The organism is Leucobacter albus (genome assembly GCF_039528015.1).
GTDB classification, from domain to species: Bacteria; Actinomycetota; Actinomycetes; order Actinomycetales; family Microbacteriaceae; genus Leucobacter; species Leucobacter albus.
The window spans coordinates 346471-359733 of sequence record NZ_BAAAKZ010000003.1; the positions used below are offsets into that span (position 1 = coordinate 346471).

Below are 13263 nucleotides of genomic sequence, written 5' to 3' on the forward strand. Positions count from 1 at the left end.
AAAGGATGATGGGGCCGGGGGTGCCTGGGTGTCTGGGGGCCTGGGGCCTGGGGCCTGGGGCCTGGGGCCTGGGGTAAGGGGAGATGGCGGCCTAGGCCCGCACTCCGCTGCGCCCATATGACGCTTATTGTCGTATGCAGGCAGCCATAACGACAACAAGCGTCATATGCAGGTCTGACTGGTCGGCCAGTACCGGTGCCGCCCGTGTCGGTGCCGCAGGAATCGGCACGGGCAGGCTCGGGCCGGGTAAGGTCTCACCATGGTTACCCCCCCCCAGAGGCTAGTCCAACCCGCGCCGCACGAAGCTCCGGGGTGACCGCGCGACGAGGAGCGCCGCCGCGAGCGCCGCAACGAGCACAGCCAAGCCAACGGTGAACTGCGTGTCCCACATCATCACGGTGTCAAGCCACGCGCCGCTCGCCTCAATGTGCCGGTTCCACGCCACCTGGTAGCTGCCGGCGGCGATGCCCCCTGCTATTCCGAGAGGCAGGCCGACGCCGAGCATCACCGCGGCGCGCGCGACACCCAACCGCGCAAGTGTGCCGCGCCCGGCGCCGACGGCGTGCATCGTTGCCGCATCGCGCCGCCCCTGCGTCGCAGCGAGCAGCACCGCGACAGTTGCGGCAGCAACCGCGACGAGCCCAAGCAACGCCGGCACTGACCACACAACGGCGAGGGTGACCGGGTCGTTGGCGGGGGCCAGCCTGCTCGTGCTGTCTGGGATGGACACCCGTGCGAGTGACTGGAACGCCGGGCGGTCGAGCAACCCGAACAGTTCGCTGTCAGACAGCGGTGTCGACACCGTCGCTATCTCGCCGAGGTAGTGCGTCGCGTCGACGCCGAGCGCCCTCGCGGTACCAGGGGAGACTACGAATGGGGTTCCCAGCCCGCGCAGGTAGGCGCCTGGCACCTCCACGAACTCGTCGGTGTCTGCCTCGTCGGCCAGCATGTCGGGGTCGACCCCCACGCGCACCGTACCGGCCTCGCTGATGAAAGTCGCATCGTTCACCACCGCGCCGCCCGCGTCGAGCACTTGCGCGGCCGCCTCAGCGCCGGGCATGCCTGTCGCGCGCACAGCGTCACCGCTGAACAGAAAGACGTTTGACTGCGCAATGAGACCACCGATCCTGAAACCTGGGTTGAACCCGGCTCCAGACATCTGATTCACACACTTAAGTTCTGCGCCTGGCCGAGTGGCGCTCGACACGTGCGGCACCTCGTCCCACTCGCAGGCGCTCGCCGCAGGGCGAAACGGTTGCAGCTGCAGCGCCGAAGCCCGCGCAACCTCGAAGATGGGCTTGCTGCCCGTCACCTCGGGGGTGTCCGAGCGAATGTCGTCGACGGCCGCGGTCGCGAGCAGGCGATCGAAATCGTCACTCACCCCGACAGCAGGGCCGACCATGAAAGTGCCGTTCCATTCCAGTGTTGTGCCGCTGTCGCGCATATTTGACACGAGCGATGCCCCGGTTACCAGAGTGAACGCGGCCGCAGCGAGAGCAAACATCACGCCGAGCGTTGCCGGCACCGAGCGGCTCGGGTGGTCGGCGGCGTCGCGCAGCGCGAGTCGCAGAGCGGGCCTGGCGCGGCCGCCGCGTGTGCCGAGCCAGCCGATGATTGCGCGGGCGCTGAGCGCCAGGCCGGCAGCGCCACAGATCAATGCTGCGGCTACCAGCAGCCCGAGCGTCTGAGCGCCGGCGGGGGCGGTGCCGCGCATTCCGAGTTCGGGATCCATCTCGATCTCACCGAGTGGCACCGTAAAGCCAATCAGGCCAAGCCCCACCGCGAGTGCGATGAGCGCCGGCCCGCCGAGCGCAGCGACGAGCCGCGCGATCCTTCCGCGCGAAGGTGCGGCTGGCCGCCGATCGCGCAGCGCGTCGACGGGGGCCATCCTCGCCGCCGTACGCGCCGGGGGGAGTGCGGCGAGTGCGCCGAGGCCCACAGCCAGCGGCCACGCCACCGGCAGCACCCACCACGGAAAGTGTGTGAGTAGCGACGCCAAGCTGTACTGCTGGGCCATCGTGCCTGAGTCGGCGGCGAGTCGCTCGAACCACGCGGTGACCCCGACTGCCGCCCCCACTCCGAGGGCGAGGCCCGCGAGGCCGCCGATCGCCCCGAGCACGATGCCCTGCGACAGAATGATGCGCCTGAGATCGCGCGGGGCTGCGCCGGCCGCAGCAGCAAGGCCGAGTGAACGCCGAGACTGCTCGGCAGACACAGCGAAGGCCGGCGTGACAAGAAACAGCACAAGCAACCCGCCGACGACACCCATCGCGATGATGCCAACGACCGCCTCGATGTAGGCGCCGACGTTGAGTGGCACCGGGTACAGTTCGCTCGCGGGCGGGTAATTCGTGAGCACGTGACGCGACACCGCGAAAGCCTGCGCCTCGTTGAGGGCCTTGGTCTGCTCCCAGGTCACGTCGCCACCGGTCGCGAGCCAGTGGCGCTGAATGCCCTCGGGTAGATCGTCAACGAGCCCGGAGAGCCAGCCGGGGAGCGCCCAAGCGGCAGCGGCACCGGCGGCGGGAGTGCCAGCGGGAGTGCCAGCAGCAGCAGCGGATTCCGCGCCGCCCGCACCCTGGGCGGCGACCCCGACAACGCGAAACCCGTGCTCGGAGTCTTGCATCGCGGCGGCGGTGTTGCCGTCAGTGCTGCGCCAGCCGGCGTCTGGCGGGGCGAGCAGCGTAACTGTATCGCCTGGGGAGAGCGCGAGGCGCTCTGCAAGCGCCGCGCTCACAACAAGCTCGTTCGCATCGCCTGGGAGAGTGCCAGCCGAGAGATCGGGGACGAGGAGCGACAGTGCGCCAGGCTCAGCCTCGGTGAGCTCTACGGTGCCGAGCCTGTCAAACGCGATCGCGTCGAGGCCGGCTGCCTCGGCTCCCGCTGATCGCTGCTCGCCGGGAGCCAGGCCGAGATCGACCGAAGCGATGAGCTTCGGTGATTTCCAGTACTCGTGGAGTTCGGTGTCGGGGTCGAGCACGTTCGCGACGTCTTCTGAGCCTGCAGGGAGCACCTCGGCGTCGTCCATCCATGGGCCCGGCGGCCCCTCGGGGAGCTGAACAAACGGCGGGGCATCGCGCGAGATCGCCGTTGCGGTAATGACAGCGTCGGCCCCCTCAGGGATGCCGCGGAGCGCCTGCTCGCTCGACGGCGTGTCGCTCGCCGTCACCCCGATGAAGGCCACGAGGGCGGCGATGGGCAGCGCAATGAGGGTCGCGGCGAGCACCGTTCGGGCACGGTGCCGCCGCGAGTCGCGGCGCGCGAGCCGAAGGGCTGGACGCCACGCGCGAGCGCCGTCGCCACTGGTGCGGCGGCTCATGACGTCGGCCTGCTCCCGGCATCAGGGTCGCCGAGCAGCTCGCCGGGGTCTGACGGGCCGGTGATGCCCGAGACGCGGCCGTCGCGCAGGTAGACCGTGCGATCCGCCCACGCCGCGAACCGCGATTCGTGCGTTACCATCACGACGGCGGCGCCGCGGTCGGCACGGTCGCGCAGGAGCTCGAGAATCGCGGCGCCCGTGTTGCTGTCGAGCGCACCCGTCGGCTCGTCGGCGAGTACGAGTTGCCGCGGGCCCACCAGCGCGCGGGCGATCGCCACCCGCTGCGCCTGGCCGCCAGACATGTATTCGGGGCGGCGGTCGGCAAGGTGCGCGATGCCGCACTCGCCGAGGGCATCCTTGGCCGCCTGAAACGCGGGCCTCCGCGCCCAACCGTCGAGCTCGAGTGGGAACGCAGCATTCTCGGCCGCGGTGAGACCAGGGAGCAGGTTGAAATCTTGGAAGACGTACCCGACGCTGCGCCTGCGAAGCTCCGCAAGCTGCTTCGTGCGCAGCCCGGCGAGCGGCGTGCCGTCGATCAGCACCTCGCCTGTGTCGGCGAAGTCCAGCCCGCCTGCGAGATTGAGCAGCGTCGATTTGCCGGAGCCCGAAGGGCCCATCACCGCGATGAACTCGCCGGCATTCACTGCAAGCGAGACCGCGTCGAGCGCGCGCACCTCGCGGGCGCCCTCGCCGTGCACGCGGGTGACAGCGCGCAGCTCGAGCACGGGCGCGGCGGCGCCGCCTGCGCGGGGCGGATCCGCGAGCGCTGGCCGAGCCCGCCGCCTGACCGGGCTCATCGCATCTCCGCCGTGTTCGCCGTGTTCGATGGTGTGGCAGCCACGGTGCTCGCGGTGCCAGCAATGCCAGCGGTGCCAGCGGTGCCTGTGTTTCCCGAGGCACTATGGGCGAGCGATTGTTCAGGGGCCCCGCCCGCGATCGACGCGGCGCGTGACGCCGCAGCGGCGCGCTGTACGAGCGCTGCCTCAACGTCGTCGATCCACCGGAGCTCCGCCTCGGTGATGAAGAGGTGGTGGTCGACGACGAGGCGCGGAACGAGATCGCCCGCGTCGATGCCTCGGCGAACCTTGGTGAGGTCGTGCATGGCACGCTGGGTCGCTGCGCGTTGCGTCTGGAGCAGCGCTGCGACATCGACCCCCGGCGTGACCGCGGCCAGCGTGAGTTTCAGCACGAGCTCGTCGCGGCCGCGCTGTTCGGCGACGACGGGGCTCGCCCACCACTTCGACAACTCGTCGCGCCCTGGCGCGAGAAGTTGCCAGCGCTGGCCGGCCCCGGCAGCTGTCTCTGGCCCCGCGCCGTTATCGTGCGCGCCGGGGTTCCCGCCGCCGAGATCAACCATGCCGTCTCGCGTGACCATGCCGTCGCGCTCGAGGCGCTGCAGTGTCGATGACACCTGGCCGATGTTCAGGGGAAGGCCCTGCCCGGTCGAGGCATCGAAGCGCTTGCGTAGCTGATAGGTCGAGGAGGGCTCCGCGGCGAGCAGCGCGAGCATGGCGTGTTTGACTGACATGGGAGCCTTTCGACGGAGCCGACGACATTGGTTACTGGGTAACTGGTTACAGAGTAACCCATCTCGTTGCGTTTGTCAGGGGTGTGCCAGGCAGCGGGCGCCCGAGGCTCCTAGGAAGTGACCCTCGTGCCGTACCGTTGGCGGGCGGCTTCGCCGGTAGTGCCGATGGCCTCTCCGACCTCGCGCCATGAGAGCCGTTGCTCGCGCGCGGCCTGAACCGCATCGGCAAGTTCTCGTTCCGCGACGTCACGGCGCCACGCCGCGAGTTTGACTGCCATGGCGGAGGGGAGTGGCGCGTTGTGATCTCCCGGGCGGGGGTTGTAGCTCTCGAATGCGTCCGCGAACTCGTTTGCGCGGGCCTTGATGTCGTCTATCGAGCGTCGAGTCATGATGATCACCTCAGGTACTTGGTTCGAGCTGGGCGCGTGGCGTGGGCGATGGCAATCACACCATGCCACTCAATTACTCCGACCTCCACGAAGACGCCCGTCTCGTCAGGGCCGATGAACATTGTCATTGAGTCGTTTTGTACAAAATAGTGGACTGCGAATCGAAGCGCATGGAGCATTGCTGATTCTGTGACACCGTGCCGATGCGCGCTGTCGATGACGATCGGCTTCGGTTCCATTTCGCAAGTTTACTTGCGAAATGAGTCTTTGTCGAGGGGAACCGCAGGGAGCAACTGGGCACAGTACCCAGCCAGTGCCAAGCCTCAGCGCCCATGTTGCGAGCATGCGAATAGCGGTACTCTTTGGTGGCGACAGCGAAGAGCGCGACGTTTCGATTGCGAGTGCGGCAGAAATCATCCCGGCGCTGCGGTCACGCGGACACAGCGTTCGAGCCGTTGACACGCTGACCGGCGCTCTGGCGCTCGATGCCGAGAAACGGGTGCTCGGGGGAATGGTTGGCGTGGAACCTCCCGCGGGTGCCGCACTCGCCGCCATGCGTCAGCGCGGCAGCGCACTCAGGCTTCCTCGCGAGATCGGAGAGAGCGACCTGGTGTTTCTCGCGCTTCACGGTGGGTCGGGGGATGACGGGCGGCTGCAGGCGTTGCTTGAGCTCGCCGGTATTCCCTACACGGGTTCTGGCCCGCTCGGGAGCGGCCTTGCGATGGACAAGCACGTGAGCAAGACTCTGCTGCGGGCCAACGGCATCGCAACGCCAGACTGGCTGCTCGCTCCAACAGGTGGAAGCGAAGCCCAAGCTGAACTAGAACTTCCGGTGGTCGTCAAGCCGACTCGGCAGGGCTCGACTGTGGGGCTCCCGCTCGTGAGGGTTGCGAGCGAACTTACCCCGGCGATAGCCCGCGCCGCGCGATACGGCCCGGTGATGATCGAACGCTTTGTCGCGGGCAGAGAACTCACAGTGGGTGTTCTGGGAGGCGATGCGCTTGCAATCGGTGAAGTACATCTCGACGCACAGTCGGTGTTCTCGTACTCAGACAAGTACCAGGCAGGAGCGATGCGAGCGAGCTTCCCGGCGCTGCTCGACGATGCTGCCAGGCGCGAAGTCGAGCAAATGGCGGTACAGGCGCACCGGATTCACCAGTTGGAAGGCAACAGCCTATCGGATCTTCGCCTCGATGTTGCCGGACAGCCTTGGCTTATCGAAGTGAACCGCCTGCCGGGCACGACCGCGACGAGCCTGCTCCCTCAATCCGCTGCGGCCGCCGGCGTTGACTTCGCCAGTCTGTGCGAACGCATCGCCCGGCTCGGCGTCGCCCGGTGATGCGAACCCGAGCCGGGCGACGGCGATGAATTGCGACGGCAGCGCTAGATCGCGAGCGCCAGATCGTCGAGGTCGTGCACGGAACGCCCCTCGGCGAGGGCGATCTCGTAGGCCTTCACCCGCTGCACGTCGATCTGGGTGTTCGTCGTGCCGCGCTTCCAGTACCCGAACACGGCGACGTCGTCTTTCGCGAGGCCGTGCTCGTTACGGAAGAAGGAGCGCACGGCCCGCATCTCATCGCGCTCGCCCGCGCCCCAAACGACCACCGAGGCGGGGTCGGCGAGGGTGGCGAGCTGGTCGGTGAATCCGGTGCCGGGGGCGATGCGGGTGAGGTTCAGCCCGGGGAGTACCGGGAGCTCGGCGAAGGCGCCCTCATCGTGCGTGGCGATCCAGCCGCGGCCCGACAGACCGGGCTCGGCCTGCTCAAGAATCGCGTACAGCGCAGGGATCGACGTGGCATCGGCAAAGATCACGGCGTCGCGACCCTCCGCCCTCGGAATGTCGAAGTGCGGCCGCGGCCCGCCGAACTTCAGGGCGTCGCCAACCCTCAGCGTGTCGAGCCACTGCATCATCGGGCTCGACTCGCCGTGCTTTACGACGTCAACCTCGATGCTGCTTTCGGCGACGTTTGCCGAGCGCACGGTGTAGACGCGCGTGGCGCTTTCGAATCGCTCGTCGAGGTAGAACCGAATGGCGACGTTCGGCGCGCTCCACAGCGGCTCGGCGGGGAGATCGGGGATCTGCAGCACCACGCGAGCGAGCTCCGGGGTGATATCTGCGAACGACAGCACGGTCGCGGAGCCGAGCTGCAGCCCGCGATTGTGGTCGTCAGACTGCGTCGCCTTCGAGGTAATGAGCTGCGACTTGCCGGTCTCGGGGGTCTGCTCTGCTGGGGTGTTCATGCTGATTCCTGTTCTGCCATGAGCGCTGGCTCGACGGCGTCTGTGGGGGTGGTTGTGTGGGTGATTGTGGCCGTGGCTGTGGGTTCGGCGGCGTGCGGATCCGCGACGGCGTCCGCCGCCGGCCCCGAGCCAGCCGCCGGCCCCGAGCACGACCCCGTGCCGCGCGCCCGCCGGTCGCGCGGCACGATGAGGGGTCGCCCGGTCTCGGGATCGGGGATCACGAGCGCCTCGAGGTCGAACACGCTTCGCAGCAGCTCGGACGTGATGACGCTCTCTGGCGGCCCCTCGGCGACGACGCGCCCGTCGCGCATCGCGACGATGTGGCTCGCGTAGCGCGCGGCAAGGTTGAGGTCGTGCAGCACCGCGACGAGCGTGCGGCCCGCCTCGTGGAGCCCGGCGCAGAGGTCGAGCACGTCAATCTGGTGCGAGATGTCGAGGTAGGTTGTCGGTTCGTCGAGCAGCAGGATTGGGGTTTCTTGCGCGAGCGCCATCGCGATCCACGCGCGTTGCCGCTGGCCGCCGCTGAGCTCCTCGACGAGGCGCTCGCGATGCTCGGTCATCGCGACCTCGGCGAGGGCCGAGGCGACCGCGGCCTCGTCGGCCGCGCTCCACTGCTGGAGCAGGCTCTGGTACGGGTTTCGGCCGCGGGCGACGAGGTCTGCGACGGTGATCGCGGTGGGCGTCGCCGGAGCTTGCGCGAGGGTGCTGATGTTTCGGGCAACCTGCTTGGTGCGCAGCCTGGCGATATCAGCGCCGTCGAGCGTGACGGAGCCCCCGCGCGGCTTGAGCATGCGAGACAGGGCGCGCAGCAGCGTCGACTTGCCGCAGCCGTTGGGCCCGATGATCACGGTGAAGCCTCCGGCAGGAATGTCGAGGTCGAGGCCCGCGACAATGGTGCGGGGGCCGTAGCCGAGCTCGAGGCCGTGCGCCGACAACCCCGCGGGGCGAGCCGGCGCGGGCGCGGATGCGGGCGCGGGCGAGGGCGCCGACAGCGAGGACGATGGGGTGGAGGGTGACGTTGGCATGAGTGATCCGTTCAGATTCTGCGAGCGAGCAGCCACAGCAGGTAGACGCCGCCGAGCAGGCTGGTGACGAGGCCGACGGGGGTGCGCATGCCGACATCGAGGTTCTGGGCGAGGAGGTCGGCGCCCGCGAGCAGCGCGGCACCGACCACTGCCGAGAGCCCGATGAGCACGCCGGGCACCGGGGCGAGGTGGCGAGCGATGTGGCCCGAGGCGAAGGCGATGAAAGCGATCGGGCCGGCGACAGCCGTCGCGGCTGCGGCCGCCGTGACGCCGACGAGCATCGCGATGAAGCGCGTGCGTTCGACCCGCACGCCGATGCTGTGGGCGGTGTCGTCGCCCATTTCCATGAGCGCGAGCTTGCGGCCGAGCACGAGCAGCAGTGGCGTCAGCACGACGAGCGCCGCGAGTGTGAGCCACGCGTGTGTCCAGCCGCGCCCGAGCAGTGAGCCCGCGCCCCAGAGCTGCGCGACCATCGCGTCGTTGATGTCTGCGCGCGCGATGAGGAGCGACGAGAATGCGCTCACGACCGCGCCGACCCCGATGCCGACGAGCACGAGCCTGAGACCGCCTGTGACGCCGTCGCGGCGCGCGAGGAGGTACACGGCGAGGGCGGTGAGCATGCCGCCGACGACGGCCGCGAGCGCGGTCGCGAGCATGCCGCCGCCGAACACGATGATCTGGAACACCGCGGCTGTCGCGGCCCCGGAGGTGAAACCGATGATGTCGGGGGAGCCGAGGGGGTTGCGTGACAGCGACTGGAACAGCGCACCGCTCATGCCGAGGAGCGCGCCAACGAAGGCGGCGGTGAGGGCTCGGGGGAGGCGCCTGCCGAGCACGCTGCGTTCGAGCGAGGGCTTCGCGTCGCCGGCGAACACCGTGGCGAGGTCGCCGAAGCCGAGCCTGATGGTGCCGACCATCAGGGATGCCGCGATGACGGCGACGAGCACGACGAGCGCGATACCTGCGACGATGACGAGGCGCGGGCGAATGCGAATCGATCGCCCGGCGAACCGCAGCACCGGTGTGGTGATCACCGACCTTGCGGTGGGAGCTCCGGCCGGCGCGCGGCCGGCGGCAGGCGACGCGGCGGGTGGATCGGCGACTGTCACAGCGCGGCAACCTTTCGAGAGCGCACGAGGGCGACGAAGAGGGGCCCGCCGAAGAGCGCAGCGGCCACCCCTGTCTGGAGTTCGGCGGGCGCGACGGCGACGCGGCCGAGGGTGTCGGCGATGACGAGAAGCGCCGCGCCGACCAGCATCGAGGCCGGGATGAGGCGACGGTGCTCGTTGCCCGTGAAGAAGCGGGCGATGTGCGCTGCGCCAAGCCCGATGAACCCGATCGGGCCGGCAGCTGCGGTCGCGGAGCCGGCGAGGAGCACGACCGCGAATGCCACACCGATGCGGGCGGCGGTCGTGCTCGTGCCGAGCGCGGTTGCGACGTCGTCGCCGAGTGTGACGGCGTTGAGCGGCGAGATGAGTGCGATGCTCGCGAGGATGCCGACGGCGATGAAGGGCAGCACGGTGACGATCACGTCGAAGCCGCGCCCCTGGAGCGACCCGACCGCCCAAAACCTGAAGCTGTTGAAGGCCGCGTCGTTGCTGAGCAGCACCATTTGCGTGAGCGCTCCGATGACGATGCTCACGGCCGTGCCTGCGAGGGCGATCCGCACGGGAGTGCCTGCGTTGCCGCGAGCGCTGCCGAGCAGGTAGACGAGCGTCGCGGCGGCCGCCGCTCCGATGAAGGAGAACCAGACGTACCCCGCCACGCTTTGCACCCCGAGAAACGCGATGGCGATGACAACGGCGAGCGAGGCGCCGGCGTTCACGCCGAGAATGCCGGGGTCGGCCAGCGGGTTTCGCGTCACCGACTGCATGAGTGTGCCGGCGAGGCCGAGCGCGGCGCCGACGACGAGGCCGAGCACGATGCGTGGCAGGCGCGACAGCACGATCACGAGGTGCGCGTTGTTCGCGGGGTCGTAGGCGAAGATCGCCTCGACGACGGTCGCCGGGTGGATCGGGTTTGAACCGAGCCCGATGCCGATGACCGCGGTGACCGCGAGGGCGACCCCGGCGCCGAGCATGAGCAGGGCGGTGCGGCGCGCCGCGGAGCGCTGAGGAGTTGCCCCCTCAGCGCTCCGCGTTTCGACAGCGTGCAGCACTCGCTAGCCCGAGAACGTGTCCACGAGCAGCTCGACCGTCAGCTTTGCGCTGTAGTAGTCGAGGCGGAAGGCCTGCGGGCCCATGCTGAAGACGTTGTCATTCGTGAGCGCGGGGAGGTTGGCGAGCAGCGGATCCTTCGCGAACTCAGCCACGGGGTCGCCACCGAGCATCGCGACGATCATGATGGTCTCGGCGTCGGCGAGCCCGTCTGGCGCGTTCTCGCTCGTGAGAATGCCGACGCGGCCGCCCTGGCCCTCGGTCAAGAATTCGTCGCGCGGCGGCTGGTAGTCGAATCCGAGCGAGCTGAGCAGCATCGCCTGCGGGCTCGCCGGGTCGAACGGCCATGAGCCCTCAGGGCCCATGTAGATCAGCGCCGTGGTCGGCTGCGGCGGGAGCGTGAGCTTCTTCGCCTCGCCAGCCACCCAGGTGTCGTATTCAGCGAGCACCTTCTTCGCCTCGGCCTCGTGCCCGGTGATCTCGGCGAGCTGCTCGGTGAGCTCCTGCCAGGTCGCGTCGCCGTAGTCGAGCAGCACGGTCGGGGCGATCTCTGAGAGCTGCTCGTAGGCGTCGCTCGTGTTGTCGCCGCCGTTCGCCGACCCGATGATGAGGTCGGGTTCGAGCTGGTCGACGGCGTCGATATCGAGCTCGAGATCCTTGTACGCGACCTCGACACCACGCTCCACCGCGACGTCTGCCCACTGCGTGAAGAACCCGTTCTCGTCAGACAGCGGGGTCACGGGGGCCGCGGCGGTTGCGACGACGGGGGCGTCGAATGAGAGCAGCCCGCCCGTGAGCGACGGCGCGACCGAGACAATTCTCAGCGGCTGCTCGTCGATCGTCGTTGAGCCAGCGGCGTGCTCGATGGTGCGCGGCCAGGTCCCCGTAGACTCTGGGGTGGTTGATTCGCCCGATGCGTTGTCCGATGCAGCGGGGCTGCAACCGGCGAGTAGCAGTGCGGCCGCTGCGAGGGCGGCGAGGGCGGGCAGGCGTCTAGCCATGCGGGAAACCTCCGAGTGTTCCTGATGATGTGTGGCGGCACAGCGGTGCGCGCTATCCTCAAAGTTAGCTAAGCCTTACTTTCATCTGTTGATTGGAAATGACAACGTGTTACCAGCCGTTCAGCTACCCCCGGTGCGACTCGGTGAACCCATGCTGTACGCCGTGCTCAGGGGGAGTGCCATGGTGCGGGTCGGTGATGACGCGCTAGACCTTCACGCAGACGCCGGCGTGTGGGTGCCCGCCGGCGAGACTGTCGCCGTGACGCCCCAGCCAGGCGCCATCGTGCTGCCCATTCCTGTCGCGGGAGCGGGGCGAACCGTCACCACGAGACTGGGGGTGCCGCCCCACGCGCACGTCGCGCTGCTGCGCGCCTTCACCGAGGCCCTTGGCCACCTTGACGGTGCGCAGGGCGCGGCGAGGCTTGAGCTGCGCGGCGGCAGCCCGGAGCCGCTCGCGGCGCCGCCCGCCCTGCGATCGCCCGAGCTGCGCCCGCTCGCCGAGCTGCTCACCGCACACCCGGAGCTGGGGCTGCAGGCTGCCGCTGCACGGGCCGTGCCCGGCTGGAGCGTGCGCACGCTGCAGCGGCGATTCCTGGCCGAGACCGGGTGGACCGTCGCGGCCTGGGTGCGGCGTCAGCGCGTGCGCATCGCCGCCGAGCTCATCACCGACGGCCGCGACCTCGAGTGGGTGGCGCATCGCGTTGGCTACCGGAGCTTCCCTGGGTTCATTAGGGCGTTCTCGGAGGCGACGGGCATGACCCCAGGGCAGTGGCGGCAGAAATCGGCTGAGGGCTGCATGGGCGTCGGGCCATCGCGCCCCGAGCTCGAGAGCGGAGAGGGCGGCGACGGGCACGGTGCGGAGCGGCGAACCTGGGCGCGGGTGAACGGTGCGCACGTTGCCGTCTGGGCCGCGGTTGGCGGCGCCCGGCTCATCATCGCCGGTCGCGCGCTCACACTTGCCGAGGGCGAAGCGGTCATCATTCCAGCAGGCACGCCCAACGAATTCCGCGTCCCGTCAGGCTCGCTGCTCGTGCCGCTCGGGTTTCGCTCCGCGCTGACCGGGCCCATCGGTGCACCGCTCACGGCGGCGCACATCGGCGGGCTCGACTCGATGCGCATGCTCGAGGCGGTGCTCGCGAGCTACACCCGAGTCGGGGTGACCGATGTCGACCCCGATCGCGGATTCGCCGCGGTGCTCGCTGGCTCCGAGCGGCTGCCCGCGACCACGGGCTCGGAGCTGCTCGGTCGCGCCGCGAACCTGTTTGTGCGCGAGCCCGAGCTCAGCCTCGCGGCGGCGTCCGAGCGGCTGGGCCTGAGCGAGCGCGAGCTCTGCCGGGTCGTCGGGGCACACACCGGCGAGCAGTTCGCAGCGTGGCTGCGGCTCTTGCGCATGACCCGCGCGCGCAACCAGCTCGGCGATGGTGAGACCCCGTCAGAGATTTCCCGCGAGCTCGGCTACTCGCACCTCCCGGCGTTCTCGCGGGCGTTCCGAGCGGTGCACGGGGCCGGCCCCACCGGGCTCGGAGTGCCGAACCTGGCACCTACTCGAGCCGCGTGGGGCCGCGAGATGCGGCTGCCGGCCTCCGCGCTGTAGCCGACGGGAA

At 69.4% G+C, this 13263-nt stretch carries 12 protein-coding genes; 2 read left to right on the forward strand and 10 right to left on the reverse strand.

Features of this window, described 5'->3' with window-relative positions:
• Positions 1-280 precede the first annotated feature (280 nt).
• The 5 genes from ABD115_RS05235 to ABD115_RS05255 form a co-directional block, all read right to left on the reverse strand.
• The gene (locus ABD115_RS05235) at positions 281-3319 is read right to left on the reverse strand and encodes an FtsX-like permease family protein (protein ID WP_343958915.1); all 3039 of its coding nucleotides are present in this window, start codon (positions 3317-3319) and stop codon (positions 281-283) included.
• On the reverse strand, positions 3316-4116 hold the full coding sequence (locus ABD115_RS05240) for an ABC transporter ATP-binding protein (protein ID WP_343958917.1): 801 nt from the start codon (positions 4114-4116) through the stop codon (positions 3316-3318). Before ABD115_RS05240 ends, ABD115_RS05235 begins: the two co-directional genes overlap by 4 nt.
• On the reverse strand, positions 4113-4847 hold the full coding sequence (locus tag ABD115_RS05245; protein WP_343958919.1) for a PadR family transcriptional regulator: 735 nt from the start codon (positions 4845-4847) through the stop codon (positions 4113-4115). The genes ABD115_RS05240 and ABD115_RS05245 overlap by 4 nt, the downstream gene beginning before the upstream one ends.
• A gap of 110 nt (positions 4848-4957) precedes the next feature.
• Complete coding sequence (locus tag ABD115_RS05250; protein ID WP_343958921.1) at positions 4958-5236, reverse strand: hypothetical protein; 279 nt, start codon at positions 5234-5236, stop codon at positions 4958-4960.
• Between the two features lie 5 nt (positions 5237-5241).
• Positions 5242-5475, reverse strand: coding sequence for a hypothetical protein (locus tag ABD115_RS05255; protein ID WP_343958923.1), 234 nt, complete (start codon positions 5473-5475; stop codon positions 5242-5244).
• A 104-nt stretch (positions 5476-5579) separates the two neighbouring features.
• Here ABD115_RS05255 and ABD115_RS05260 point away from each other — a divergent pair, with 104 nt between their 5' ends.
• Positions 5580-6575, forward strand: coding sequence for a D-alanine--D-alanine ligase family protein (locus tag ABD115_RS05260; protein ID WP_343958925.1), 996 nt, complete (start codon positions 5580-5582; stop codon positions 6573-6575).
• A gap of 44 nt (positions 6576-6619) precedes the next feature.
• Here ABD115_RS05260 and ABD115_RS05265 read toward each other — a convergent pair whose 3' ends face one another.
• Genes ABD115_RS05265 through fepB form a run of 5 tightly spaced genes read right to left on the reverse strand, consistent with a single transcriptional unit; the run spans position 6620 to position 11659 of the window.
• Entirely contained in the window at positions 6620-7477 is an 858-nt protein-coding gene (locus ABD115_RS05265; RefSeq protein ID WP_343958927.1) for a siderophore-interacting protein, read from the reverse strand.
• Positions 7474-8502: an ABC transporter ATP-binding protein gene (locus tag ABD115_RS05270; protein ID WP_343958929.1), complete on the reverse strand. Its 1029-nt coding sequence runs from the start codon at positions 8500-8502 to the stop codon at positions 7474-7476. Before ABD115_RS05270 ends, ABD115_RS05265 begins: the two co-directional genes overlap by 4 nt.
• An 11-nt stretch (positions 8503-8513) precedes the next feature.
• Positions 8514-9611: a FecCD family ABC transporter permease gene (locus tag ABD115_RS05275; RefSeq protein WP_343958931.1), complete on the reverse strand. Its 1098-nt coding sequence runs from the start codon at positions 9609-9611 to the stop codon at positions 8514-8516.
• Positions 9608-10660 carry a FecCD family ABC transporter permease gene (locus tag ABD115_RS05280; RefSeq protein WP_343958933.1) on the reverse strand — a complete coding sequence of 351 codons (1053 nt, stop codon included), beginning with the start codon at positions 10658-10660 and terminating at the stop codon, positions 9608-9610. The genes ABD115_RS05275 and ABD115_RS05280 overlap by 4 nt, the downstream gene beginning before the upstream one ends.
• Before the next feature lie 3 nt (positions 10661-10663).
• Positions 10664-11659, reverse strand: a complete 996-nt coding sequence (gene fepB / locus ABD115_RS05285; protein ID WP_343958936.1) for a Fe2+-enterobactin ABC transporter substrate-binding protein — start codon at positions 11657-11659, stop codon at positions 10664-10666.
• Positions 11660-11810: 151 nt separating this feature from the next.
• Here fepB and ABD115_RS05290 point away from each other — a divergent pair, with 151 nt between their 5' ends.
• The gene (locus ABD115_RS05290) at positions 11811-13253 is read left to right on the forward strand and encodes a helix-turn-helix domain-containing protein (RefSeq protein WP_343958939.1); all 1443 of its coding nucleotides are present in this window, start codon (positions 11811-11813) and stop codon (positions 13251-13253) included.
• Positions 13254-13263 lie beyond the last annotated feature (10 nt).